General features: G+C 42.4%; 26 protein-coding genes. 19 read left to right on the top strand and 7 right to left on the bottom strand.

The window, feature by feature from the left end; translation table 11 throughout:
* Positions 1 to 1329 precede the first annotated feature (1329 nt).
* Positions 1330 to 2544 carry a tyrosine-type recombinase/integrase gene (locus tag ACXACS_RS11545; RefSeq protein WP_474806690.1) on the top strand — a complete coding sequence of 405 codons (1215 nt, stop codon included), beginning with the start codon at positions 1330 to 1332 and terminating at the stop codon, positions 2542 to 2544.
* 204 nt (positions 2545 to 2748) lie between these two features.
* Positions 2749 to 3099: a hypothetical protein gene (locus ACXACS_RS11540; protein ID WP_474806688.1), complete on the top strand. Its 351-nt coding sequence runs from the start codon at positions 2749 to 2751 to the stop codon at positions 3097 to 3099.
* A 38-nt stretch (positions 3100 to 3137) separates the two neighbouring features.
* Here ACXACS_RS11540 and ACXACS_RS11535 read toward each other — a convergent pair whose 3' ends face one another.
* Together ACXACS_RS11535 and ACXACS_RS11530 are read right to left on the bottom strand one after the other, a co-directional pair.
* Complete coding sequence (locus ACXACS_RS11535) at positions 3138 to 3494, bottom strand: diacylglycerol kinase (protein WP_474806686.1); 357 nt, start codon at positions 3492 to 3494, stop codon at positions 3138 to 3140.
* A gap of 125 nt (positions 3495 to 3619) precedes the next feature.
* Positions 3620 to 4042, bottom strand: coding sequence for a universal stress protein (locus ACXACS_RS11530; RefSeq protein ID WP_014949582.1), 423 nt, complete (start codon positions 4040 to 4042; stop codon positions 3620 to 3622).
* Positions 4043 to 4245: 203 nt separating this feature from the next.
* Between ACXACS_RS11530 and ACXACS_RS11525 the strand changes: the two genes are divergently transcribed.
* Positions 4246 to 4722, top strand: coding sequence for a c-type cytochrome (locus ACXACS_RS11525; RefSeq protein ID WP_474806684.1), 477 nt, complete (start codon positions 4246 to 4248; stop codon positions 4720 to 4722).
* A 78-nt stretch (positions 4723 to 4800) separates the two neighbouring features.
* On the opposite strand, the gene ACXACS_RS11520 is transcribed toward ACXACS_RS11525, so the two are convergent.
* Positions 4801 to 6432, bottom strand: coding sequence for an FMN-binding glutamate synthase family protein (locus ACXACS_RS11520; protein WP_474806682.1), 1632 nt, complete (start codon positions 6430 to 6432; stop codon positions 4801 to 4803).
* A gap of 331 nt (positions 6433 to 6763) precedes the next feature.
* On the opposite strand from ACXACS_RS11520, the gene ACXACS_RS11515 reads away from it, so the two are divergent.
* From ACXACS_RS11515 to bfr (ACXACS_RS11505), 3 genes are all read left to right on the top strand, one after another.
* Positions 6764 to 8335 (top strand): cation:proton antiporter domain-containing protein, encoded by a 1572-nt coding sequence (locus ACXACS_RS11515; protein WP_474806680.1) that lies wholly within the window; start codon positions 6764 to 6766, stop codon positions 8333 to 8335.
* A 134-nt stretch (positions 8336 to 8469) separates the two neighbouring features.
* Positions 8470 to 8946: a bacterioferritin gene (gene bfr, locus ACXACS_RS11510; RefSeq protein WP_474806678.1), complete on the top strand. Its 477-nt coding sequence runs from the start codon at positions 8470 to 8472 to the stop codon at positions 8944 to 8946.
* Positions 8946 to 9413 carry a bacterioferritin gene (gene bfr, locus ACXACS_RS11505; protein WP_014979359.1) on the top strand — a complete coding sequence of 156 codons (468 nt, stop codon included), beginning with the start codon at positions 8946 to 8948 and terminating at the stop codon, positions 9411 to 9413. The genes bfr (ACXACS_RS11510) and bfr (ACXACS_RS11505) overlap by 1 nt, the downstream gene beginning before the upstream one ends.
* Before the next feature lie 157 nt (positions 9414 to 9570).
* Here bfr (ACXACS_RS11505) and ACXACS_RS11500 read toward each other — a convergent pair whose 3' ends face one another.
* Positions 9571 to 10050: a hypothetical protein gene (locus tag ACXACS_RS11500; protein WP_474806676.1), complete on the bottom strand. Its 480-nt coding sequence runs from the start codon at positions 10048 to 10050 to the stop codon at positions 9571 to 9573.
* Between the two features lie 229 nt (positions 10051 to 10279).
* Here ACXACS_RS11500 and ccoN point away from each other — a divergent pair, with 229 nt between their 5' ends.
* From ccoN to ACXACS_RS11435, 13 genes are all read left to right on the top strand, one after another.
* On the top strand, positions 10280 to 11713 hold the full coding sequence (ccoN, locus tag ACXACS_RS11495) for a cytochrome-c oxidase, cbb3-type subunit I (RefSeq protein ID WP_014949589.1): 1434 nt from the start codon (positions 10280 to 10282) through the stop codon (positions 11711 to 11713).
* A 15-nt stretch (positions 11714 to 11728) separates the two neighbouring features.
* Positions 11729 to 12334: a cytochrome-c oxidase, cbb3-type subunit II gene (ccoO, locus tag ACXACS_RS11490; RefSeq protein ID WP_071951601.1), complete on the top strand. Its 606-nt coding sequence runs from the start codon at positions 11729 to 11731 to the stop codon at positions 12332 to 12334.
* 1 nt (position 12335) lies between these two features.
* Positions 12336 to 12497, top strand: coding sequence for a cbb3-type cytochrome oxidase subunit 3 (locus ACXACS_RS11485; RefSeq protein ID WP_012518547.1), 162 nt, complete (start codon positions 12336 to 12338; stop codon positions 12495 to 12497).
* A 16-nt stretch (positions 12498 to 12513) separates the two neighbouring features.
* Positions 12514 to 13467 carry a cytochrome-c oxidase, cbb3-type subunit III gene (gene ccoP / locus ACXACS_RS11480; protein WP_136781593.1) on the top strand — a complete coding sequence of 318 codons (954 nt, stop codon included), beginning with the start codon at positions 12514 to 12516 and terminating at the stop codon, positions 13465 to 13467.
* 53 nt (positions 13468 to 13520) lie between these two features.
* Positions 13521 to 13679, top strand: coding sequence for a hypothetical protein (locus tag ACXACS_RS11475; protein WP_474806672.1), 159 nt, complete (start codon positions 13521 to 13523; stop codon positions 13677 to 13679).
* An 18-nt stretch (positions 13680 to 13697) separates the two neighbouring features.
* Entirely contained in the window at positions 13698 to 14177 is a 480-nt protein-coding gene (locus ACXACS_RS11470; protein WP_474806670.1) for a FixH family protein, read from the top strand.
* A complete protein-coding gene (locus ACXACS_RS11465) occupies positions 14177 to 16627 on the top strand; it encodes a heavy metal translocating P-type ATPase (RefSeq protein WP_474806668.1) in 2451 nt (816 codons plus the stop codon). The genes ACXACS_RS11470 and ACXACS_RS11465 overlap by 1 nt, the downstream gene beginning before the upstream one ends.
* Position 16628: 1 nt before the next feature.
* Entirely contained in the window at positions 16629 to 16859 is a 231-nt protein-coding gene (gene ccoS / locus ACXACS_RS11460) for a cbb3-type cytochrome oxidase assembly protein CcoS (RefSeq protein ID WP_474806666.1), read from the top strand.
* Entirely contained in the window at positions 16846 to 17505 is a 660-nt protein-coding gene (locus tag ACXACS_RS11455; protein WP_474806664.1) for a sulfite exporter TauE/SafE family protein, read from the top strand. Before ccoS ends, ACXACS_RS11455 begins: the two co-directional genes overlap by 14 nt.
* Before the next feature lie 45 nt (positions 17506 to 17550).
* The gene (gene fnr, locus ACXACS_RS11450; protein ID WP_474806662.1) at positions 17551 to 18291 is read left to right on the top strand and encodes a fumarate/nitrate reduction transcriptional regulator Fnr; all 741 of its coding nucleotides are present in this window, start codon (positions 17551 to 17553) and stop codon (positions 18289 to 18291) included.
* 286 nt (positions 18292 to 18577) lie between these two features.
* Positions 18578 to 19501: a universal stress protein UspE gene (gene uspE, locus ACXACS_RS11445; RefSeq protein WP_474806660.1), complete on the top strand. Its 924-nt coding sequence runs from the start codon at positions 18578 to 18580 to the stop codon at positions 19499 to 19501.
* A gap of 234 nt (positions 19502 to 19735) precedes the next feature.
* Positions 19736 to 20689: a tRNA 2-thiocytidine(32) synthetase TtcA gene (ttcA, locus tag ACXACS_RS11440; RefSeq protein ID WP_474806658.1), complete on the top strand. Its 954-nt coding sequence runs from the start codon at positions 19736 to 19738 to the stop codon at positions 20687 to 20689.
* A complete protein-coding gene (locus ACXACS_RS11435; RefSeq protein WP_474806656.1) occupies positions 20690 to 21715 on the top strand; it encodes a patatin-like phospholipase family protein in 1026 nt (341 codons plus the stop codon).
* A gap of 23 nt (positions 21716 to 21738) precedes the next feature.
* Here the strand turns inward: ACXACS_RS11435 and ACXACS_RS11430 are convergent, their stop codons facing one another.
* Genes ACXACS_RS11430 through ACXACS_RS11420 form a run of 3 tightly spaced genes read right to left on the bottom strand, consistent with a single transcriptional unit; the run spans position 21739 to position 23898 of the window.
* On the bottom strand, positions 21739 to 22386 hold the full coding sequence (locus ACXACS_RS11430; protein WP_474806654.1) for a DUF2987 domain-containing protein: 648 nt from the start codon (positions 22384 to 22386) through the stop codon (positions 21739 to 21741).
* Complete coding sequence (locus tag ACXACS_RS11425; protein ID WP_474806652.1) at positions 22383 to 23174, bottom strand: glucosaminidase domain-containing protein; 792 nt, start codon at positions 23172 to 23174, stop codon at positions 22383 to 22385. Before ACXACS_RS11425 ends, ACXACS_RS11430 begins: the two co-directional genes overlap by 4 nt.
* Positions 23167 to 23898, bottom strand: coding sequence for a YciC family protein (locus ACXACS_RS11420; RefSeq protein WP_474806650.1), 732 nt, complete (start codon positions 23896 to 23898; stop codon positions 23167 to 23169). Before ACXACS_RS11420 ends, ACXACS_RS11425 begins: the two co-directional genes overlap by 8 nt.
* Positions 23899 to 23953 lie beyond the last annotated feature (55 nt).

Genomic DNA, 23953 nt, shown 5'->3' with positions numbered 1-23953 from the left:
CCACGCAAAAAAGTCTGTGAGTAATCACAGCCAACAAAGCATCCAAATAGAGCTACTTCATCGCCCTAATCGTCCATATATGTAATTACGCATAATGTATATTATGTTAAATAGAGTGTTAAAATAGAAATAAGAAAGACGCACGAAGCTTGACGCTACCCTGTGAACTAAATTTTTACGAGTAATCTATTTGTACCGTATTTAAGCAGAATAAATACTAGGCATTTTAACGATAGTAATCATCACAGTTTTTAAAGGTGTTAGCTTTAAATCTGCGATTCTTTTATAAGTCTTATGAGACTGTCTTTTTAAATTTGCTTCCTTTTTATAAAACACCACCTTTACTATTTAACGCTGTTTAAATCTATCCGTTTAACAGAACTCTTTCCAGGTAATTAAAACGGTGATAATTGGTATCTGCGGTTTTTAAATAACTAGAGGTTGCTGAGTCGCTGGAATACTTTTCCGTGCATTCATCGATATAGTTATTAGATAAATTAAGGAGCTTATAAAAGTCGTTGCGAATAATAAAATTGGGCTTACCAAAGCGTATCTATTTAGGATTGGAACTAGTGTCATTTAATTAAAAATTCTAATTTAGTGCTTGCTGTTGCATACGACTAAAAATAACGTTCGTGGAGTTTCGATCTAATTAGTGTTTAAAATATAAAGCGCTTAGTTTAGCTGTCACGTTTAACTTAAGCACAAAGGTAGAAGAACGGACTTACAAAAACTATCGCCTATTCCTTTTCGAAAGAGTGAAAAATCAAATACCTTTGTTCTCACTAGTCGCCACCATCGTCCAGTACCACCACTTCGTCAGGCATAATTTACCTGGGTGAAATATAAACTGGGAATACAGATTTAGAAGCTATATATTCAAGCGTTTTAGTGCTTAATATATAGGCGATGCTACGTAAAATCTGAAGCAGATTTAGGGGTGTTGCCTTGCAGATTTCACGTAGCGCACGATTGATAAATGGGGATAAATCGAACAATATCGGCTTATAAACGCCGTTAAAGCCACTATAGCGTCAGAGTTTTTTAGTTTTTGCGTTGCTTGCACATATTGAAGTTATGACTGTCTGTATATACAGTAGTGTGGTAGAGTGTCACATTGATTGCTAAAGGTGGGTTAAGCAAGATATGCGTTTCAGTGTAATCGGAGCTAATGTTCACGCATGATAATTACAGTTATCATGCGTGAATTATTTTAAATATCAGTACTTTACAGTCTTTCTTACAATCTAGCATAATACACACATATCGTGGCTATCGGGTTATTTAATGTCTTCTAAACCAAACAATTTGCACTTATCTGGGCGCAGAATGACCAAAGGCGTTACTAATAATTCTCCGATGAAAGTTAAAAGGAACACTGATAAAGCAAGTTATCCCTCAAACTCAACTGTAGTTGCTAATACTGGCGATAGTTATTTTACCGAGTCCGATCCTACCGTGCAGTTTTCAGCTAATGCTAATGAGACTCGAGAAACAACATCCCTTGAGGTAACGTCTAATGACAAGAGTTTTGAAAATTACTATCAGCAATATTATCAGGATATTTTTACCAAGCTTCCTTATAACACGCAGCGTGCTTATCTAAGTGACTATAATGAATTTGCAATTTTCTGCAGGCAGCACGGTTTCGATGGTTTCAAAAACGATTTTGAACACAATGAAACTTGTATAAAACATTATGTAGAAGAATTGTGTCGTTCTCCCCTAGCCTACAGAACCATCAAGCGTCGGCTATCCGCACTTAGTAAATTTCTTGGCGTGGCCAAGTTGCCTAATCCCATTATTAGGTCAGCGTATTTAAGAGACTTTATACGGCTGTCGTTAATTGAAAATAGAAAGTTTAGGCTTTCACATAAACAAGCGGTTCCTCTCACTATCGATATGGTCGAACAGATTAACAATGCAATAATTCCAGATTCATTGTTAGAACTGCGCGACCTCGCGATTATTAATTTGATGTTTGATGCCTTACTACGTGCCGATGAGTTAGTGCGTGTATGTGTTGAGGATATATCAGCACGAAACAATACTTTACTTGTTGTTTCATCAAAGAGCGATCAGACTGGTCAGGGCCAATATCGTTACGTTTCTTCTAGTACTATTTCAATGGTGCAAGAATATATCAATGAAGCAAATATAGACCCAAAATCTAAAACACAAAGACTTCCTTCTGATTTACGCGGATTGCACAAAGGCATATTGTTTAGGCGACTAACGAACCATAAAACTGCACTTTTACCTTTTGACGAAAACATACCAAGCCATAAGGCTAACGTACTAAACTACTCGAGCGTATACAGAATTTGGCAACGCATCGCTCATCGTGCAGGTATAAGCGAAAACATTACACCACATAGTGGTCGTGTTGGTGGTGCAGTTTCTCTAGCCGAAGATGGTGCATCTTTACCCGAGCTTCAACTGGCTGGAGGTTGGCAATCACCGGAAATGCCTGGGCATTATACAAAACAGGCTAACGTAAAGCGTGGTGGAATGGCAAAATTGTCGGCAAAACGGAAAAGATAAAGCTTATTAAATACAGTAACTTAATTAATATATGGTTACGCATAACCAACGAAATCAGTAACAATGTCTAACTCACCTACTCTCTTCATTCTTTTACCAATCTGAAACTGTATTACTCGCGTATCAAAAGGTAAATTTGCCCTAAGCCTATATTAATGAATCGGTTTTCTAAGTTGGCAATCATTTAAGTAAAAGGAGTGATATATGAGTAGCGGTATTGATACAAAGCATGGAAAATTACTCGCGGAAATGGTGGTTCCCTCGGCGTCATGGAATGTCCAACCCGAGAAGCAAGACCCTTTCAAGTCACAAGAAGCAGCACTAGATTATTTAAACTCAAACAATGAGCCGTTATATCTCCACGTGCCATTAGCTAAATCTGATGATTACGTGAGGATATGCGTAACTTCACGAGGCGATGATGTTGTTTTTACGATAAAAGATATTAATAACGGTGGTGAAACTTCATTGCATTATTCGCACATTAAAAACTTAGACAGCACAATTAGAACCTTAGTATCTGAATGTTGTGACCAGAAAATCAAAGCCCTATAAATTAGGGCTTTTTTTCCGCCTATAAATCGCAAATTGCACTACCAAAGAATGCTAATCCACGTAAAGCCGGCCATCACTAGGCTAATGAACACTGCTGCCGAGCCGATATCTTTAGCACGCCCTATTAATAAATGGATGTCTGTACTGACATGATCACATAGTTTCTCAATAGCGGTGTTGAGTAGCTCAGTGATAAGCACAATGAGTAAAGATATCACCAGCAATATACGTTCTACATGCGTGACGTCGATGAAAAACGCTACAGGTGTCATTATCAATATTGCGAAAACTTCTTGTCTGATCGCAGCTTCACTTAAAAAGGCTGCTCGAAGCCCTTTAAGTGAATAGTAAGTGGCATAGAGTACGCGTAAAATACCTGTCCGTTTCGTTATCATGATAAGTAATTTTAAGATTAGTTACAGCCTTACAAAACCTAATTGACCTTCGTTACATCTACATGACGGCGAAGGTATTTATCATGAATATTTAAAGCAATTTCGACGCTAATCGCCGCATTAATTTATACTTTAACAGCTAGCACGTCTGTTTTGACACCATGTAGTACTGCATTGGCCGTTGACCCAAGTAGCAAACGAAGACCGCTCTGGCCATGGGTGCCGACAACAATGAGATCTGCATTAATCTTTTCGGCCATATGGTGAATCTCATCAGCAGGAGAACCTATCTCTACATTGATGTGGCTGTAAGGTATATCATGTTTTGCGGCAACGTCTTTTAATTGCCTTAATGCCTGCTCTCTTACTTCTTCTGAAAAATCCCGTTCTAAAAATAGTCCGTAAGGCTCTACATTGGTTTGTGGATAAGCAACATACAGGAGGTGAATTTTGTGACTGTTGCCCGCTATAGCAATGGCTTTCTCCACCACTAATTCGTAGTCAGAATAAATATCTATAGGTACTAAAATTGTTTCGTAACCTTGCATTGTGGCTGTCCTCAATTTTTGTTTGGTAGCAGTGCTTTTCTACCATACCGTTAACTAATTCCGTTAAATAGTAGTGCTATACAATTAATTATTCTTTGAGCTAGGTCAATGATTAGTCTGTAGCCTCATTCATAATCAACGTATGCACATTAGTTCTAGCGAACATTACGTATCTTTACCGTAAAATAATGAGGGATATGAGTATGAAAACGGCAATAGTTGTTATAACAACGCTTCTCCTTTTCGCCTGTGACCAGGGCGCGCAGTCACCTCGCGGCTTTAGCTTGCCCGAAGGCAATATGGAAAAAGGCTATTTGGCATTTAAAAAGTATCAGTGCCAAGACTGTCACAGAATTGCAGGAGAAAAAGAGTCCGACAATGCGCAATACCTAGTCGCGAAGCCTATTCCGTTGGGAGGCAGCAGTGGAAGAATTAAAACTTATGCAGAGTTGGTGACAAGTATTATTAACCCATCACACAAACTTACTCCTCGACAGCCTGCCAGTTTCACCAGCGAAGACGGTGTGTCATTAATGCGAGTTGTAAACGACGAGCTAACCGTTTCTGAACTAATAGATTTAGTGGCGTATCTTCAGCCTAAATATAAAGTAACCCCCTACAGGACTAGTGATTACCGACTCTATCAACTGCGTATTCCAAGCGAGCAATCTAAAGATTAACTCGCAGTTTTAGACATTAAAAATCGTTAAGCGTGACTCCACAATCGGTATTTGATTAGGAGTCATGGCTTAGCTTTTTTAAGATACTGCTTTCGTTTCTTTCTCTATTTCTGCCAATAAACTACAGGGCATAAAGCTTTGAGCGTTTGCTTCTTTTAAATGAAGTTTAAACCTATCGGGTACATCGTCAGTGAGAAAGCTTCCCGTTTTAACCAGCGGGAAAATTTCGTCATAACGGGCAACATTGCATTGATCAACCCGTCTAAAAATATGGGTACGATTCAGTTCACTGGTTTTAACATGGCCGGTTGACGATAAGATATCCATCAACGCATGAATAGTCTTTTTATGAAAACGGTACACGCGTTCATACTTATCTTCAACGTTTAAACCTTTTGCTAACTTAGGGTCCTGAGTGGCCACACCGGTGGGGCATTTATTTGTATTGCAGGATAACGATTGTACACAACCCAGTGCCAGCATCATCCCCCTGGCGCTGTTACAGATGTCTGCTCCCAAGCTCAAATTTTTGGCTAACTGAAAGGCGGTAATGATCTTGCCTGAAGCAATTATTTTTATTTTGTCACGTAGACCAAAACCTGTAAGACAATCGTCTACAAAAGCGAGTGCTTCACGAAGTGGAAAGCCAATAGAATTGGTATATTCAAGGGGTGCAGCTCCCGTTCCGCCTTCGCCGCCATCAACCGTAATAAAGTCCGGTGTAACACCCTTTTCTACCATGGCCTTGCACATAGCGATGAACTCGCTTTTCCTCCCAAGGGCGAGTTTAATTCCCACCGGTTTGTACCCACTTAATTCTCTAAGCTGGCTAATAAAATCAACCATTTCTAACGGCGTCGAGAAAGCTTTGTGTCTAGGTGGAGAATCGACTTGCGTACCAGGCTCAACGCCTCTGATCTCGGCTATTTCTGGGGTATTTTTATATGCAGGAAGAATACCGCCATGCCCAGGCTTAGCGCCTTGGCTCAGCTTTATTTCTATCATTTTTACGTTTTCAAGATTGGCTTTTTCTTTGAATAAATCAGGGTCGAAACCGCCGTCCTTAGTTCGGCAGCCAAAGTAGCCCGTACCGATTTGCCAAACAATATCGCCCCCGTTTTCAAGATGATACGGGGTCAACCCGCCCTCGCCCGTGTTATGGTAGAACTTACCTTTCGCAGCACCTTTATTGAGCGCCAAAATAGCATTTTTCGATAAACTACCAAAGCTCATGGCGCTGATATTGAGCACACTAGCGCGATATGGTTTCTTACAATGGGGGCCTCCTACCAAAACGCGAGGGTCTTCATCCATATCCTCTACTTCTCTAGCAGATAGAGAGTGACCAATCCATTCATAACCATCTTTATAAGTATCTAGTTGAGTGCCGAAAGGTACCGTTTCTCTACTATTTTTTGCTCGTTGATAGACAATAGAGCGAAACATGCGGGAAATAGGCGTACCGCCAGTATCTGTCTCTATGATGTATTGCTGGATGTAAGGTCTTAAACCTTCTACTGTCCACCGTACTCTGCCTATGAGTGGGAAGTTTTTCAAAATGGCATGTTGTGTTTGGAAGGCGTCGTAAAGACCAAAAATCAATAACGTGACAGATAAAAGTAAAAACCACCACACCGGTGCCCATAGCAAGCCAATTACCACATTAAAGGCGACCAGTAAGGTGAGTATGGTTAAAATAGTTAAACGCATTAAGAGTCCTTCTTTAATTCGGCCATATTCAAGCTAGATAATATGCCTATAACCCTGTTCAATACACTGCAAACCAAAAACTAGATTCACTTTAAAGGTAAGTAACTGTTTTAACGTTTAAATTTTTACAGCCAGCTTCTCAATATTATAGGTTACGCGTTACCTTATCATTACTATCCGGTATTTTTTTAGCTGCGAAAACAAGTCATTACATGCTAGTCTACAAGCATTAAATTAGTGAGTTTACCCACTATTTGTAAATAGTGGGGTATAGATAATGTGACCTGTTAAGGGTAACGGATTTTACGTTCAACGTTTTGAAAGGTAATTCATGGAGTATGCATTTCTTCTTTTCGCATTTGTCTGCGGCTTAACAGTTAAACTTATTGGCATTCCTCCTTTAGTTGGCTATTTGGTAGCGGGCTTCTTATTAAATTTTGCAGGCTATACACTCACAGACGATTTAACCCAAATTGCCAACTTAGGCATTACTATTATGCTCTTTACCATCGGATTAAAACTCAACATCCGTGATTTGAGCCGTCGTGAAGTTTGGGCAGGTAGCATTTCCCATACGCTAATATGGGTAGGTGTAATAACTTGTTGCGTTTATGTGATTGGCGCAGTTGCCGCCAATTTCGTTGACGGTCTTACTTGGAAAAGCGCAGCGCTTATCGCATTTGCACTTAGCTTTAGCAGTACCGTATGTGTTGTTAAAGTATTAGAAGAAAGTGGCGAAAGTAAAACCCGCCACGGCCGCCTTGCCATAGGCATTTTAGTTATGCAGGACGTTTTTGCTGTCATCTTTCTTGTTGCAGCAACGGGAAAGCTTCCTTCGGTTTGGGCACTGGCGCTACTTGCGTTGTTCCCTGCAATGCCTATTATCAATAAAATGATTAATAAATCCGGGCACGGTGAATTGCTCCCGCTTACCGGTTTTATTCTCGCGCTCGGTGGCTATCACTTATTTGAACTGGTGAATATCAAAGGCGATTTAGGCGCACTTATCTTTGGTATTATGCTGGCGCAACACGAGAAAGCGTCTGAACTTGCTAAGTCACTACTTAGCTTTAAAGATCTTTTCCTAATTGGTTTCTTCCTTACTATCGGTCTTACCGCCCTTCCAGACCTTAGTATGATTGTACTTTCGCTCGTGTTCTGTCTGTTTATACCGTTAAAAGCTGCACTGTTTTTTGGCTTATTTACTTCCCTGCGCCTTCGGGGGCGAACTGCGTATTTAAGCAGTTTAGTGCTTTCAAACTATAGCGAGTTTGGGCTTATTGTCGGTGCACTGGCAGTTTCCCTAGGGCTGTTAGAAAACACCTGGCTAGTGGTTATTGCTTTGGCCGTTTCCATCTCATTTGTGATTACCAGCGTGCTTTATCGTAATTCACATTCTCGATATCACAAGCATAAGCACACCATTAAACGTTTCGAGAAAGAAGAACGTTTAAAAGAAGATATTTATCCGACACTCCATAATGCAGAATTCTTAGTGTTAGGCATGGGACGTGTTGGACGCGGTGCTTTTAATGCACTATCCAAATTAACCGGTGTTAACGTGTGGGGAATGGATGCCGATCGCGTAAAAGTAAAAGAAATGGCAGATGAAGGCTTTAATGTAATTTGCGGCGACGGTGAAGACGTAGATTTATGGGATAATCTAGATATCAAGCAAGTAGAGCTTGTCCTTCTTGCTTTACCTTCTATTCAAGATTCAATCAACATTACGCGACAACTCAAAAACGCAGGTTACACTGGCAAAGTTGCCGCTATAGCCCGCTATGAAGATGAAGTATCTCATCTTTTAGAGAACGGCGTTGATAAAGTGTTTAACTTCTTTACTGAAGCAGGGCTTGGTTTCGCGGAAGAAAGTCTTGCTTACGCGCACGCGCAACGGTAATGCTGTTCTAAATGCGAACAATGGATGAATTGAGAAACGTTATCGTTTGTAAACAACTGTTTTAAAAAGACTTTTTTGACAAGCCCACTCATTTAGACTAAACTTCACGCAAATACGTTAATAGGGTTTACACAATGCAAGGTGATAAACAAGTCGTTGCGAAATTGAACGAAGTACTGACAAGTGAACTTACTTCGATAAATCAATACTTTCTGCACGCTCGTATGTTCAAAAACTGGGGTTTTTCTGAACTTAACGAAAAGAATTATAAGAAGTCTATCAAAGACATGAAACAAGCGGACGATCTCATCGAGCGCATTTTATTTCTTGAAGGCCTTCCTAACCTCCAAGCATTAGGCAAGCTATATATCGGTGAAGATACCGTTGAAATGCTGTCATGTGATGCGCGTTTTCAAAAAGAACAGCTTCCACTACTTCGTGAAGCTATCGCGCTATGCGAAGAGAAACAAGATTATGTTTCTCGTGACCTCCTTGAAGAACTTCTTGAATATGAAGAAGAGCACTTGGATTGGATTGAAACGCAAGAATACCAAATTGATGCGATGGGTATCGAAAACTACCTACAAGCGCAAGTAATGGGAGATGACTAATGAAGGGTAACCAGGCAATAATCAATGGCTTAAATGAACTACTCTCCTACGAGTTAGCCGCCATGGATCAGTATTTTATTCACTCTCAGATGTATCTTGATTGGGGTTTGAACAAGCTATATGAACGCATCGATCACGAATTTGACGATGAACGCGGTCACGCCACTAAGCTAATTGAACGCATGCTGTTTTTAGAGGGTACGCCTGACATGACAAAGCGTACAGGCTTTAAAGTAGGTAAAGACGTACCTGAAATGCTCGAGAGCGATTTGCGTGTGGAATATGAAGTTGACGCAAAGTTGCGTGAAGTTATCGCGCTTTGTGAAACTGAAAAGGACTATGTGACCCGTGATATGCTTATTGTGCTGTTAGACGATACAGAGATGGATCACGCACACTGGTTAGAACAGCAGCTAGGTCTTATTAAACGCCTAGGACTTCAAAACTATTTGCAGTCGCAGATGTAAGGTATATGCCTAACGCTTCGGCGTTCAGTTACTATTTAATAAATAGGCCGCCTAATCTTCGAATTAGGCGGCCTTTTTTACATATGTCTTGTAACACGCTATTAGCTTCACAGCTTTGGTTGCAGACTTTCGGTTTATATAAGTGACAATTTTTTAATTACTGTTGGGTGACAAAATACAGATAGCTAGGGCTATCCATACCTTCTACATTCAGTCGCAACTGCCACTTCATCACGGGTTCACTACAACTACCCAACATAAACCAGCCTGACCACTTTCCTTCACCGTCAGTATCTAACAGCACGGGAATTTTGCCCATATACATATTTACGCCTTCAATCCACGCGCTCTCAATATTCTTCCCTTCGGGAATTATCAGTTTAACTGTAACCGATTCTTCGGGTTCTGGCATGGTTGAAAAGGATGCTATCGCAAGCTTTTCATCAATTAAGAATTCGCAAGTTTCATTGACAAAGTTGCAGCTATTTCCTATTCCATTAACAACGCTCGTGTCTTTTAGCGCCGATGACTGGAATTTATGTGCAAGGTATACACACACAGCTACAACAATAATAGCCACTAACGGAAGCTGTGAATGTAAAATTTTTGATCGTTTATTGTTATCGTTATTTAGCATTTCTTAAATTTTGTGTATTTCTTCATTGATGGAGATCAAGCTTACGTAGTTTATGGTATCTTTTTGTAATTAAAAACCTTATCATCCGCGTACCAACTGGCTTGGAGACAATAATTATTACTCTTTCCGAGCTCGGTGTGAAGCGTTATTCCTTAGCTGATACACGTCTCGACCGTACTATTCCGGCAGTTGGAGACCATAGTTCATTTGAAGTGGAAGATTCATTAAAATGAGTGAAATAAGCCAAGCACAACCTGACTACAATTATAAAGTAGTTAGGCAATTTACCATCATGACCATAGTCTGGGGTATCATTGGTATGGGCCTAGGGGTATTTATTGCCGCGCAATTATTTGCACCTATGCTTAACTTTGACACACCATGGCTAACATTCTCACGTTTGCGTCCGTTGCACACTAATGCCGTTATTTTTGCCTTCGGCGGCTGTGCGCTATTTGCAACGTCGTACTACATCGTTCAGCGTACCTGCCAGGTAAGACTGTTCAGTGACAAACTTGCCGCATTTACCTTTTGGGGTTGGCAAGCCGTAATCGTTTTAGCTGTTATCACCCTGCCTATGGGTTTAACTAGCTCGAAAGAATACGCTGAACTAGAATGGCCAATTGATATCCTTTTGGCACTGGTTTGGGTCGCTTATATCATTAACTTCTTCGGAACCCTAGTAATCCGTAAAGTTTCGCACATTTATGTTGCAAACTGGTTCTTAGGCGCGTTCATGTTAACTGTTGCAATTCTTCATATTGGTAACAGCATGGCTATTCCGGTATCTTTCACTAAATCGTATTCACTGTATGCAGGCGCAGTCGACGCTATGATGCAGTGGTGGTACGGCCATAACGCGGTAGGCTTTTTCCTAACTGCGGGCTTCCTTGGTATGATGTACTACTTCGTTCCTAAGCAAGCTGGTCGCCCGGTTTATTCATACAGACTTTCAATTGTTCACTTCTGGGCACTTATCTCTCTGTATATCTGGGCTGGTCCTCACCACCTTCACTACACTGCCCTACCAGACTGGACTCAGTCACTAGGTATGGTGATGTCTATTATCCTATTCGTTCCATCTTGGGGTGGTATGATTAACGGTATTATGACGCTATCTGGCGCGTGGCATAAACTTCGCACCGACCCAGTATTGCGTTTCCTTATTGTTTCATTGTCTTTCTACGGTATGTCTACCTTCGAAGGACCAATGATGGCAATCAAGACCGTTAATGCACTGTCTCACTACACTGACTGGACAATTGGTCACGTACACTCTGGTGCTCTAGGTTGGGTTGCAATGGTTTCAATTGGTTCAATTTACCACTTAATTCCAGTGCTATTCGGTCAGCGCGCTATGTATAGCACCAAGCTAGTTAACGTACACTTCTGGTTCGCAACTATCGGTGTTGTTCTATACATCGTAGCAATGTGGATGTCTGGTGTACTACAGGGTCTAATGTGGCGTGCAGTAAATGCTGACGGTACGTTAACCTATAGCTTTGTTGAGTCATTAGAAGCGTCTAAGCCTTTCTATGTGGTTCGTTTCATTGGTGGTTGTTTCGTGGTAGCAGGTATGCTTGTAATGGCATACAACACATGGAAAACCGTTCGTGCACCTAAAGGCAGTATCGCTGCAGATCCAGCGACTCAGCCAGCGTAGTAAAGGAGACGAATAATGAAAAACGCACATGAGTTAATTGAAAAAAACGTCGGTCTGTTAACGGTATTAATCCTTATCGCTATCAGCTTCGGTGCCATGGTTCAAATTACGCCGTTGATGTTTCAACAGCAAGTAATGGAACCAGTAACAGGCCTACGTCCATATACAGCGCTTGAACTTGAAGGTCGTGACATCTACATCCGTGAAGGTTGTGTAGGGTGTCACAGCCAGATGATTCGTCCATTCCGCGCAGAAACAGAGCGTTATGGTCACTACAGCGTTGCCGGTGAGTCAGTATGGGAGCACCCTTTCCTTTGGGGTTCTAAGCGTACTGGTCCTGACCTAGCACGTGTTGGTGGTCGTTACAGCGACGAATGGCACCGAGTTCACCTGCTTAATCCTCGTAACGTAGTACCAGAGTCGAACATGCCAGGTTTCCCTTGGCTTGCGGAAAACACGCTTAATGGCGAGTTAACAGCTGAAAAAATGGAAGTATTCCGTGGATTTGGTGTTCCGTATACCGACGAAGATATTGCGGGTGCGAAAGCGGCAGTACAGGGTAAAACGGAAATGCAAGCCCTTATTGCTTATCTACAGTCTCTTGGCACACATTTGAAATAATATGGACCAGGGAATTGTAGGCAGCATTTTTACTGTCATCGTCTTTGTAAGCTTCATCGGCGTCGTGTGGTGGGCGTTTAGCGGCCGCAACAAGAAGAAATTCGATGAAGCAGCAAACTTACCGTTTGCAGACGAAGAAAAAGAAAAATCAAAAGAAGATTAGCAGGAGTCTCGAACTCATGAGTATGTTTTGGACAATTTGGATTTCAGTGATAACCCTAGGGTTGATCATTGGTTGCTACTTCCTTCTTCGCTGGTGCCTGTCTAACAAGACTGGCGTCGCTGAAGGTGAGTCAATGGGTCACGAATTTGATGGAATTGAGGAGTTAAATAACCAACTACCTCGCTGGTGGACAATTATGTTCTACATGACCATCGTTTGGGGCTTTATATACCTAGCGCTTTATCCTGGCCTAGGTGCGTATGAAGGTATTTGGGGTTGGAAGAGTTCTAACCAAAATATCCAGTCGCTAGAAGAGTCTGCTCAAGCGCGTATTGACGCTAAAGAGCAAGGCTACCTAGTAGAATATGACCGTGAACTAGATTTCGCTGCCGAGAAGTTCGACCCGATCTTCGAAGCGTATGCACAAGTTCCCGTTGAAGAACTGGCGAAAGACCCAGAAGCAAACAAAGTAGGTCAGCGTTTATTCCTACAGAATTGCTCTCAGTGTCACGGTTCAGATGCACGTGGTCAAAATGGCGGCTTCCCTAACCTAACGGACAACGACTGGTTGTACGGTGGTTCAGGTGCGAAAATCGTTGAAACTCTTACGCTTGGTCGTAAAGCAGCTATGCCAGCATGGCTAGATGCTATGGGTGAAGACGGTATCGAAGAAGTGGTTAACTACGTACTTAGTTTAAGCGGTCGCGATGTGGACCCTCAGCTTGCAGAAGCAGGTAAAGCACGTTTCGCAGCGTGTGCGGCTTGTCACGGTATGGACGGTAAAGGTAACCAAGCACTTGGTGCACCAAACCTTACCGACAACATCTGGCTTTACGGCGGCAGCCACAGAGCAGTAACAGAAACGCTAACTTACGGTCGTAACGGTGTAATGCCTTCATTCAAGAAAACCTTGGGTGATGACAAAATTCACGTTGTTGCAGCGTATGTATACAGCCTTTCAAATGATTAATGATTTAAATCATTAAATATCTTAAAAAGCCTCGTTACTACGGGGCTTTTTTTATGAGAAAATACAGCCATATAGACAGTGTCATTACGTACAAATTTACAGCGCTGTCGATGCAAATTACCTACACCATATTTATTGTTATTATGCAGTTCGAATACATTTGTTCACGAGTAATAATAGATATGTTGTTAGCGACCTTGCTAGTGAAGTAAATACGAGAAAAGATTTCGATGAATAGACCCTGGTATAAAGAATTCTGGCCCTGGTTTTTAATTGCGGTTCCTATTATTACCCTGATCATGGGTGGCGTGTTGTTAAACCTTGCTATTTCTACTGAAGATAGCCTTGTTGTAGACGATTACTACAAAGAAGGTAAAGCAATTAATGCACGTCTAGACAAAGAGGCAATCGCCCGCCGTTTAAATATTACTACCGATTTAACCATTGAAGATGGCAGCATAGCGCTGCAATTTCACTCGGGCATTCCTCAAGAAGGTAATGCCGTTAAATTGAGCTTTTATCACGTAACGCTTGAAGAGCGTGATGTCAGCGTTTTACTAAGTCGAGATGCCAACGGTATTTATCGCGGTTTTATTGAAGAAAACCTAGACGGTAAATGGCGCATATCGCTCACACCTATTGATGATAGCTGGAAAATTCAAAACACCGTCTATCTACCCCATTCTGGAAAAATGAAGTTCAATCCATAATGGCCAATCACGATTGTTACCATTGTGGGCTTCCTGTGGCAGCCGCAGACGATGGGAAGTTCACTACTGTCATATTGGGGCAACAACGCGACATGTGTTGCCCTGGCTGCTTAGCCGTGGCAGAAGCTATTGTTAATAATGGTTTAGAAGACTATTACCAGTTTAGAACAGAACCTGCCCAAAAGTCTGACGATGGGATTTTGGAAACCTTAGATAAACTCAAGGTGTACGACGACCCTTCCCTTCAGGAAGAGTTCGTGTTTGAAGAAGGGCAAGATAAGCAAATTCAGCTAACCCTTGAGGGTATTACATGCGCTGCCTGTGGCTGGCTTATTGAAAAGCAATTATCGAAAGTTGAAGGTATCAAGCAAGTAGCTGTAAATGTTCAAGAGCGTCGGGCTTTAGTTACTTGGTCACCTTTTCAAATTAAGCTTAGCCAAATTCTATCTACGCTAAAACGCATTGGTTATATTGGGTCGCCATTTCACCCAGATGAACACGAAGCCAGCTATAAACGCGAGCAAAAAACCTTTCTGAAAAAGCTTGGCCTAGCAGGCATTATGACCATGCAGGTTATGATGCTGATGACTGGGCTGTATTTTGATTGGTTTGGCGCTATTGAATTAGAGACCCGACAGTATTTTTACTGGGTTGCCCTTACGCTAACTACACCTGTAGTACTGTACTCAGGCAGTACCTTTTATGTGGGCGCCGCCAAAGCGCTAAGCGCTAAAACGGTTAATATGGATGTGCCCGTTACGCTCGCCATATTCGGTACCTACATAGCCGGTATTCGCTCTACTGTATTAGAGCAAGGTGAAGTGTATTTTGAATCCATTTGTATGTTCATTTTCTTGCTATTGCTCAGCAGATTCTTAGAACACCGTAGTCGTCACAGAGCAGCTCAGATTTCTGCCAATATGATGCAGTATGTACCTGTTTCAGCGACTAAATTAATGCCAGATGGCAGTGTTACTGAATGCTTAGCAAAGCAATTAAAAGTGAACGATGTAGTACTAGTTAAGCCCGGTGAGACAATTCCCATTGATGGGCTGGTAACAGAAGGTAACGCTGCGGTTGATGAGTCTATGCTAACGGGTGAATTTAACCCAGTACGAAAGTCAGATAACAGCACTGTATATGGCGGTACCGTATGTCAGGACGGCAGCCTTACCATTACGGTTACGCAGACTCTTAAAAATGCGCTGGTAAATCAAATTGTGAGGCTTCAAGCAAGCGCGATGGCGAGCAAACCTAAGGCTGCGCAGTTAGCTGATAATTTTTCTCGATATTTTGTTACGGCAGTACTGCTAATTTCAGTATTAACCTACGCGTTTTGGGCCTATAACGGCAGTGATGATGCATTTTGGATCACCATTTCCGTGCTGGTAGCAACCTGCCCTTGCGCCTTAGGATTAGCCACGCCATCAGCGCTAACCTGTGCTATGGCGAAATTAAACAAAAAAGGTATTTTGCTAAAGCGAGCCGATGCTCTTGAGCAAATCACTGGCATTGACACTATCGCGCTCGACAAAACCGGTACGCTTACACAAGGTAAGTTCACTATTTCAAACGCTTGGTACGCTGACGGCGTAGACAGCGACAGTGCGCTATCAATTGCCCGCGCACTAGAATCTCGCTCTGAGCACCCTATTGCTAAAGCCTTTAGCGACAAAAAAGCCTTTAGCGGTGATAAGGCCTTTATCGGTGATAAAACGTCAAGCGGCAACACCGTACACAAAGTGACAAATTTCACGGTCACGCCAGGAGGCGGAATTAGCGGTGAAATTAATGACACGCTATTCTCCATGGGCTCAGCAGCGTTCAGTGTTCACGAATCACAGCAATCATTTATCGAGCGCTATCCCTCGGCTAACGTATTTCTTACTGTCAAAGGCCGTATTATGGCGGCTTTTGAAGTTCGTGACTCACTGCGTGACGATACCCAAGAAACCCTCGATATATTGGCAAAAAGTCATACCCTCGCTGTACTAAGCGGCGATACACAGCAAAACGTTGACTCTCTTACTAAATCTTTACCAATATCTGCCGCTAAAGGGGGCCTTACCCCAGAGCAGAAATATGAAGCGGTTCAAGCTATGCAGCAATCTGGCTCAAAGGTTATGATGATGGGCGATGGTATTAATGACGCCCCTGTTCTTGCAAGTGCTGATGTAGCGATAGCGGTAGGTAATGCCACAGATGTTGCGAAAACTGCAGCCGACGTGATTTTGCTTGGCGATCAGTTGCTTTCTGTGCCAGAACTCATCCGAACTGCGCATCAAGTGAAGCAAAAAATAAGACAAAATATTGGTTGGTCGGTAGGTTACAACGTTTTGATCTTACCTTTCGCCGTATCTGGCCTACTTTCGCCGTGGATGGCGGTTGTTGGCATGTCATTAAGCAGTATCATAGTAGTGACAAACTCTACGCGACTTCTGGGCAAATAGTATGAGCATTATTTACGTTTTAATTCCAATCGCCATCATTATAGTAGCCGTCGCTATCGTAATATTCTTCTGGGCGGTTAAAACTAATCAGTTTGAAGATTTAGACCGTCAAGGTTACAGCATACTGTTTGACGATGACCTTCCGCCAGAAGAAAAAAAGCTCGCTGAACAACGCAAGCAACTTCAGAATACTAAAGTAGAGAAAAACCAAGGGCAGCATGGAGGGGATTAATTACTTCTCAGCTTTTCTTATCGGCTTAGCGGGCGGTGTTCACTGCGTGGGTATGTGCGGCGGTATAGTGGCAGCGCTAAGAATGGTGTCACCAAAAGGTGCTTCAGCAGTGCCTTACGCCCTAGCCTATAACATGGGGCGCATAGCTAGCTACACCATTGCTGGCGCACTGACCGGCGCACTTGGCAAAATTGCAGCAGACTATATTCCTCTGGCCAACTATGCCCTGTCTTTACTCAGCGGTATTATGTTGCTGTTGTTGGCCTGTTATTTAGGCAAATGGTGGACAGGGTTAACGGTGTTAGAAAACGCAGGCAAAGGTTTATTTTCTAAACTGCAGCCGTTATCTAAGCGTTTTTTACCTTTTAAAACCCCTTTTAGTGCTATTCCTTATGGGTTTATTTGGGGCTGGCTGCCTTGTGGATTAGTGTATTCAACACTTACTTGGTCTTTAGCGTCGGGGAATGCATTGCAGGGCGCTGCCATCATGTTTTTCTTCGGTTTAGGTACTTTGCCAACGCTACTCGCAGCAAGTGCAGGCAGTCAGTATATTGTTAGCAGTTTTCAAAACAATAACGTTAGACAAATAATTGCCGTAATAATGGCCATTTATGCAGCTTATCTTATTCATGGCGCAATCGTTTAAAAATGGGTGTATCATTATTGGGTAATCTTCAAAAGAGCATGTATTATGAGCAAAGGAAGCCAATTTTCTATTCACTGTCAAAACTGTAGCTTCAGTCACTTGTGTTTACCGGTGGCGCTGAACAAAACAGAAATCGAGTCTCTTGACGATATAATTGAGCGCAAAAAGCCGCTTCACAAAGGTGATACGCTCATTCAAACTGGCGATAAATTTCATTCGCTTTTTGCCGTAAGAACGGGTTCTTTTAAGTCATTTGTAACTAATCAAGATGGTGAAGAGCAAATCACTGGCTTCCACTTCCCTGGTGATATTATTGGATTCGATGCCCTGCGCGAAAGTAAGCATCAAAGTTACACCTCAGCGCTAGAAACCGCCATGGTATGTGAACTGCCATATGAAACCCTTGATGAAATGTCGGTTCAATTTCCTAAGCTACGCCATCAGATCATGAGCTTTATGAGCGCAGAAATTAAACAAGATCACGACATGATCATGCTTTTAAACAAGCGTACTGCCGAAGAGCGTTTGCTATATTTTATATCGCACCTATCTCAGCGCTTTGAAGAGCGCGGCTTCTCGCACAGAGAATTTCACCTAACTATGACCCGAAACGAAATCGGCAACTACTTAGGCTTAACGATAGAAACCATTAGTCGTCTATTAAGCCGTTTTCAGAAAGAAAACATTATCAAAGTAGACGGTAAATTGATCTCTATTTTGGATTTTGATCGGTTAAATACCAAGTTGGAGGCGTTAAATGGCCCTAGCGTAGTCTGTAACGGTTAATTTATTCTTCTGTTATCTTGAGCGCGCTTCATGCGCGCTTTTTAGTTTTAAGCTTTATAATTTCACTGTATCCCCTCATAAGTCACACCATATCCATTGAGCATGTAAAGCACCTTTGTTGTTCAATGAAGCCTTTTTACTTATCAACGAACTGTTAACGCTTGATCCAAAACAACTTACGTTTTTCAAAATGTGGTTTATAGTTAATGTAACTGGTTTATATAAACTGTTTTGAAACAATTTCGATGTCGACAGCCATACAAAGCTTTGTAGTTGAGGAGACGTTATGATTGAGTGTAAACGAATTCTTGCCGTGGTGGACGCGGAGCGCGACAACCAGCCTGCCCTAAGCCGTGCCTATGAACTTGCGTCAAAAACCGGCGCCACGGTTACCGCTATGATGGTGGTATATGATTTGTCTTACGATATGACAACCATGCTTAGCCCCGACGAACGTGAATCAATGCGCGATGCCGTTACAAAAGAGCACGCCAAATGGTTATCTGCCCAGCTAAAAGAACAAGGCTTTTCAGAGACCGATATTGTGGTTGAGTGGAACAACCGTGCTTATGAATCGATTATTTATTACGCCCTTAATAACCAAATCGACTTAGTAGTAAAAGCTACTAAAAAACATGACGACCTTGCCTCAGTAATCTTTACCCCTACAGACTGGCATCTAATGCGCAAGTGCCCACGCCCTGTCCTGCTCGTTAAAGAACACGACTGGCCAGAAGGCGGTGAAATTATAGCTGCAGTAAACGTAGGCAGTGAAGATGATGAGCATGCTGCACTAAACGACAAGCTTACGATAATCGCTAACGATTATGCCTCTTTGCTGAAAGGTAACGTTAATTTGGTGAATAGCTACCCTACAACTCCACTTAACATCGCCATTGAAGTACCAGAGTTTGACCCTGATACGTATCACGATGCGGTAAAAAATCATCACATGAAAGAAATGCGTAGTCACGCGCTGAAATATGGTATTCCAGAAAATAAATGTGTGGTGAAAGAAGGCTTGCCTGAAAAAGTTATCCCGCAAGTGGCTAAAACACTCGATGCCGAGTTAGTTGTAATAGGCACCGTGGGACGGGTTGGTATTTCGGCGGCGCTTATTGGCAATACTGCCGAGCACGTTATTGATGAACTAAATTGTGACGTACTTGCGATTAAGCCAGATGGGTTTGAATCACCGATAACCGTGTAGTTAACGACTTAATTGCGCTTAAATACCAAGACACTTGGTGGCGACAAATGGCGAATCGGCGATGGGCGTTTTTCATGAAAAAAACTGCGCATTTAGCGGTTAATTCCGAGAGTTAATCATACACGCTTAAATCAGTACTTAACGCTTCTCGATAAATTTAACAACACAGCCATAGTCTCGAAAAGGCGCTTTAATGTATAATGGCGCCTTTATCACAAACCAAGCTAGTTAATTATGAGTTTAGGCACAAGCAGTGCTGATGCGCCGACGTTAAACGCCGCGCAAAGTAAGCAAAAGTACAACTTCAACAAACTTCAGAAACGACTTCGTCGCAACGTGGGTAAGGCCATTGGCGATTTCGGTATGATTGAAAACAACGACAAGGTTATGGTGTGTTTATCGGGCGGTAAAGACAGCTATACCATGCTTGATATTTTATTGTTTTTAAAGAAGATTGCGCCTATTCATTTTGATATTATTGCGGTAAATCTTGACCAGAAGCAACCCGGTTTTCCTGAACATATCTTGCCCGAGTATTTAGACAGCATTGGCGTCGATTACAAGATTGTAGAAGAAGACACCTACTCTATTGTTAAAGACAAGATTCCTGAAGGGAAAACGACCTGTTCACTTTGCTCTCGTTTGCGCCGTGGTATTTTATATCGCACAGCGAAAGAACTAGGCGCGACGAAAATTGCATTAGGTCACCACCGTGACGACATGCTAGAAACGTTTTTCCTGAATATGTTTCACGGTGGTAAGCTGAAATCTATGCCGCCAAAACTGGTTAGCGATAACGGCGAGCATATTGTCATTCGTCCACTGGCCTACTGCAGCGAAAAAGACATTGAAAAATATTCTCAAGCCGCTGAGTTCCCAATTATTCCTTGTAACCTGTGTGGTTCACAAGAAAATCTTCAGCGCCAGAACATAAAAGCAATGCTTCAAGACTGGAACCGCCGCTTCCCAGGTCGTATTGAATCAATGTTCCGTGCGCTTCAAAACGTGGCCCCTTCACATCTTGTAGATAGTAATCTTTATGATTTTAAATCTATCGTCACTCAAGATGGCCCCGTTGCAGATGGTGATATAGGATTTGATGAACCTTCTTTTGCTACAGAAAATAGCGCAGATCTCAGTGATGAAGACAATGCTATCGAAGTAGTAAATATTATGGAACCAAAGTAAATGAAAATTGGACTGGCGTTAGGTGCCGGTGCCGCAAGGGGCTGGACACACATTGGTATAATTGAAGCATTGGAAAAGCTTGGCGTTAAAATCGACGTTGTTGCTGGTTGCTCTATTGGCGCCTACGTTGGTGCTGCCTACGCAAGTGGTAAGCTAGAAGGTTTAAAAGAATGGGCCTGTTCACTTAGCGACTGGCAGGTACTTGCTCTTATGGGTGTTGGATTAAGACGTGGCGGTATTGCCAGCGGACAAAAAGTTTTCGACAAACTTGCTAGCGAGTTTTGTGAATCTACCTATGAAGATATGCTTAAACCTTTTGCGGCTGTGGCAACTGACCTATATACCGGACGTGAAGTGGTATTTAATTCAGGACCTATTGGCGATACCATTCAAGCGTCATGCGCTATTCCAGCGCTCTTTGCCCCCGTTGCTCATGGCGATCGCTGGCTAGTGGATGGCGCTGTTGTGAACCCTGTACCGGTGAACTTGTGTCGCCAATTAGGGGCTGATTTTGTGATTGCGGTTAATCTTAACGCCGATTTTCGCCCGCTTCGGTTGGAAAAGTTAAGGCAAGACCACGAAGAAAACCAACGTAAAACCGAAGACTTTTTTACTAAAAGCCAAAACGTATTGCGCCAATGGTTTTCTCCAGACAGTAAAGATGACAAAACGTCAGACGAAAATGAAGAGCAGCTTCAAGTCAATGCTTCTGAAGATGTGAATACCGAAGAAAGCATAGCCTCTGATGTTATTGAAAAAGTAGAAGAAGAATTTACTGAAGTGCCTGCAAAGGTGAATAAGCGCAACCCGCCAGGAATTATGAGCGTAATGAGCAGCTCACTTGAAATACTGCAAGCTCGTGTTACTCGGTCTCGTTTAGCTGGCGACCCGCCAGATATACTAATTGAACCTCAGCTGACTGATGTAGGTATTATGGAGTTCCATAGGGCAGAAGAACTTTGCGCAAAAGGCGAAGAGACCATAGCGCGAATTGCAGAGCAAATTAGGTATCAGTTACTAACCTGATACCTAATTGTTCAAAAGGTAGATTAACTTGACGCCATAGCTGTTACACGCAGCGGCGCTTGTGGCAGCGTTAAGCCTTTCGCCTCATTTATCCACTTTTGCTCTAACTGCAGAACACCATTGTTAATTTGTACACCCTGCGGCGTAACGAAATCTAAATTTTTGTCTTCGAACTGAATCATCAAGCCCTTCACCGACGGCATCATAAAAGACAAAAAGCTTCCCATTTCATTGAAAAAAGCTTCATACTGTTCATACAAAAAAGTGAGTTCTTCTTTCTTGTAATACTGTTTAAGGTATTCTGGCTTGGTTTCAAGCTGCACCGACATATCACAAACGTTCGCACGTTCGTTTAAGTCGATACGTACCAGTGCATTAGCCAGTTTCAGTGCTTTTTCTGTGGGTACGGTAAAACGTCCTTCATCAGTAACGTCTAGTGGCATTGTTTTCTTATCGGTAACGATAGATGCACCGTTAACCTCGCATAAACGCCCTTCTCCTACTCGGACAAAACCAAACGCAAACTGAAGCGCTTGGGTATCTTCGTTATCTAGCTTTTTAACATGGCTGTAGAAACGGCTGTACTCTACATCTATCGTTTCAGCAGCTACAGATGTACTACCAAAACCGACAAAAAGAGATGAAGCAAGAAATAATGCAGCGCGTATCATTCGGATAAAAACTCCTCGTTAAATAGGATCATTGTTTGAAGCTCTTCAACATAAGCGGCTCCTCGCTCGGAATAGTTCATTAGCCCTTCTGCCAATGCAACACCAGTAATAGGTAATTGGTTAGCTCGAAGTCGACTGCGGCTCTCTCTTAAATCAGCGTAGGCATCGTGCCTATTGAGGTTACGCATATAGGTGTACGTCGCTCGCGACAGACTATCAAACTTTGCCACTTCGTGTGATGCGCCGGAATTTCGACGATTCGGGACGAAGCCGCACCCTTTTGAAAAACACCACAGACCGAAAAAGTTGTAGCCCTTTCTTGCAAATCGGCTTGTTCCCCATGCAGATTCATTCGCAGCCTGAACAAGTACCAGCTCTACAGGTAAAACATCAATTTTCTGCAGTAAGGCCAATAGTTTGGTCTTTAAAGGCTGTGTAGACTTTACCCGATACTCTTCTTCAAGCCATTCAAGCCTAGCCATATCGTCTTCAGAAAGCGATTCGTTGGCTAATGCTTTTCTATACAAGGTTTGTACATAATGTCTCAAGGTAAGTAAGTAAGCGTTTTGCTTCTCTACCTCCGGGCGTAGATAGTTAAAAAACGCCTCTTTCTTCTCTTTTACGTCACTATAAATAGAGAAATCAGGTACCGGCTTTTTCGCCTCCACCGTTTGCGGTATATCTAAAATATCCGGTTCGTCCTTGGTAAAAATAATGGCATTAATGACGATAACCGCCAGAACACCAAGCGTTATAAGGACAATTTTAAAGGTTTCACGTTTATGCATCGAAGCTCGACTCATTCACATCATCTACAGATGCGTCCGTGCTTACTCCTTGCTCGCCAATCAATTCCTGATAGAGCAACCCCATCATACTAAAATAAAAAGGTAACACCCAAATAAGGGAAAACCCGAACGTCAGCGGTACCGACACAAACAGTAAGAAGAAAACGCCGAAGATACTGGCAATTTGGGCCCAGTACACGTTGAATACTCGGCATGAAAGAATAATTGCGCTAATTGGAGTTAGTTTTCTGTCGGCCACTAACATTAGAGAAAAGGACGACGCTAGGTAGAAATACACGCCAGGTAAGATAAGCAGCATCATGCCTAACTGTACAAGGATACTGCTAACTAACTGGGTTAACGCTACCAGAAATATAAGGGGGAAAAACTGAAATACCGTAAATACCGATGCTTTTACGCCTCGCGCTACAAAAACCCCCATCATGTATAAGCCCGTAAGTAACGGCGCCACAATGCAGATTGCCACAATCTGGATAATAGACTGGTGCTCGAATACATAGCTACCGTCATCATTGATGGTAATGTACTGTTGGGCAATTACCCCAAGCACCACAAAGGTCAAGAATAAAACAAGGCTACCTTGAAACAATGATGAAAAATTAGCTTTTGTTAAACCGGCAGCGCGGCGCAAGAGACCTTTAGTATCGAATTGATACTGTTTAGACAACGTATTGTTCAGGCGGTCTGGGTTTACGTCTTTCACACAACTCTCTTATACTTTTAGAAAAATCGGCGCGATTATACCAATTCACAAAAAT

Source organism: Alteromonas sp. AWM4_230 (assembly GCF_056158305.1).
The sequence above is the reverse complement of the archived record's forward strand: the minus strand, read 5'-3'. Positions and strand labels throughout refer to the sequence as shown.

Bases quoted from the DNA above. Each gene is read 5' to 3' on its own strand.
- ccoP (WP_136781593.1), top strand. From the start codon at position 12,514: ATGAGTATGTTTTGGACAATTTGGATTTCAGTGATAACCCTAGGGTTG.
- ACXACS_RS11515 (WP_474806680.1), top strand. From the start codon at position 6,764: ATGGAGTATGCATTTCTTCTTTTCGCATTTGTCTGCGGCTTAACAGTT.
- ACXACS_RS11470 (WP_474806670.1), top strand. From the start codon at position 13,698: ATGAATAGACCCTGGTATAAAGAATTCTGGCCCTGGTTTTTAATTGCG.
- ccoN (WP_014949589.1), top strand. From the start codon at position 10,280: ATGAGTGAAATAAGCCAAGCACAACCTGACTACAATTATAAAGTAGTT.
- ttcA (WP_474806658.1), top strand. From the start codon at position 19,736: ATGAGTTTAGGCACAAGCAGTGCTGATGCGCCGACGTTAAACGCCGCG.
- ACXACS_RS11545 (WP_474806690.1), top strand. From the start codon at position 1,330: ATGACCAAAGGCGTTACTAATAATTCTCCGATGAAAGTTAAAAGGAAC.
- ACXACS_RS11530 (WP_014949582.1), bottom strand. From the start codon at position 4,042: ATGCAAGGTTACGAAACAATTTTAGTACCTATAGATATTTATTCTGAC.
- ACXACS_RS11485 (WP_012518547.1), top strand. From the start codon at position 12,336: ATGGACCAGGGAATTGTAGGCAGCATTTTTACTGTCATCGTCTTTGTA.
- ACXACS_RS11475 (WP_474806672.1), top strand. From the start codon at position 13,521: ATGAGAAAATACAGCCATATAGACAGTGTCATTACGTACAAATTTACA.
- ccoO (WP_071951601.1), top strand. From the start codon at position 11,729: ATGAAAAACGCACATGAGTTAATTGAAAAAAACGTCGGTCTGTTAACG.
- ACXACS_RS11455 (WP_474806664.1), top strand. From the start codon at position 16,846: ATGGAGGGGATTAATTACTTCTCAGCTTTTCTTATCGGCTTAGCGGGC.
- ACXACS_RS11520 (WP_474806682.1), bottom strand. From the start codon at position 6,432: ATGCGTTTAACTATTTTAACCATACTCACCTTACTGGTCGCCTTTAAT.
- ACXACS_RS11535 (WP_474806686.1), bottom strand. From the start codon at position 3,494: ATGATAACGAAACGGACAGGTATTTTACGCGTACTCTATGCCACTTAC.
- ACXACS_RS11540 (WP_474806688.1), top strand. From the start codon at position 2,749: ATGAGTAGCGGTATTGATACAAAGCATGGAAAATTACTCGCGGAAATG.
- ACXACS_RS11430 (WP_474806654.1), bottom strand. From the start codon at position 22,386: ATGATACGCGCTGCATTATTTCTTGCTTCATCTCTTTTTGTCGGTTTT.
- ACXACS_RS11525 (WP_474806684.1), top strand. From the start codon at position 4,246: ATGAAAACGGCAATAGTTGTTATAACAACGCTTCTCCTTTTCGCCTGT.
- fnr (WP_474806662.1), top strand. From the start codon at position 17,551: ATGAGCAAAGGAAGCCAATTTTCTATTCACTGTCAAAACTGTAGCTTC.
- ACXACS_RS11435 (WP_474806656.1), top strand. From the start codon at position 20,690: ATGAAAATTGGACTGGCGTTAGGTGCCGGTGCCGCAAGGGGCTGGACA.
- ACXACS_RS11500 (WP_474806676.1), bottom strand. From the start codon at position 10,050: ATGCTAAATAACGATAACAATAAACGATCAAAAATTTTACATTCACAG.
- uspE (WP_474806660.1), top strand. From the start codon at position 18,578: ATGATTGAGTGTAAACGAATTCTTGCCGTGGTGGACGCGGAGCGCGAC.
- ACXACS_RS11425 (WP_474806652.1), bottom strand. From the start codon at position 23,174: ATGCATAAACGTGAAACCTTTAAAATTGTCCTTATAACGCTTGGTGTT.
- ccoS (WP_474806666.1), top strand. From the start codon at position 16,629: ATGAGCATTATTTACGTTTTAATTCCAATCGCCATCATTATAGTAGCC.
- bfr (WP_014979359.1), top strand. From the start codon at position 8,946: ATGAAGGGTAACCAGGCAATAATCAATGGCTTAAATGAACTACTCTCC.
- ACXACS_RS11465 (WP_474806668.1), top strand. From the start codon at position 14,177: ATGGCCAATCACGATTGTTACCATTGTGGGCTTCCTGTGGCAGCCGCA.
- bfr (WP_474806678.1), top strand. From the start codon at position 8,470: ATGCAAGGTGATAAACAAGTCGTTGCGAAATTGAACGAAGTACTGACA.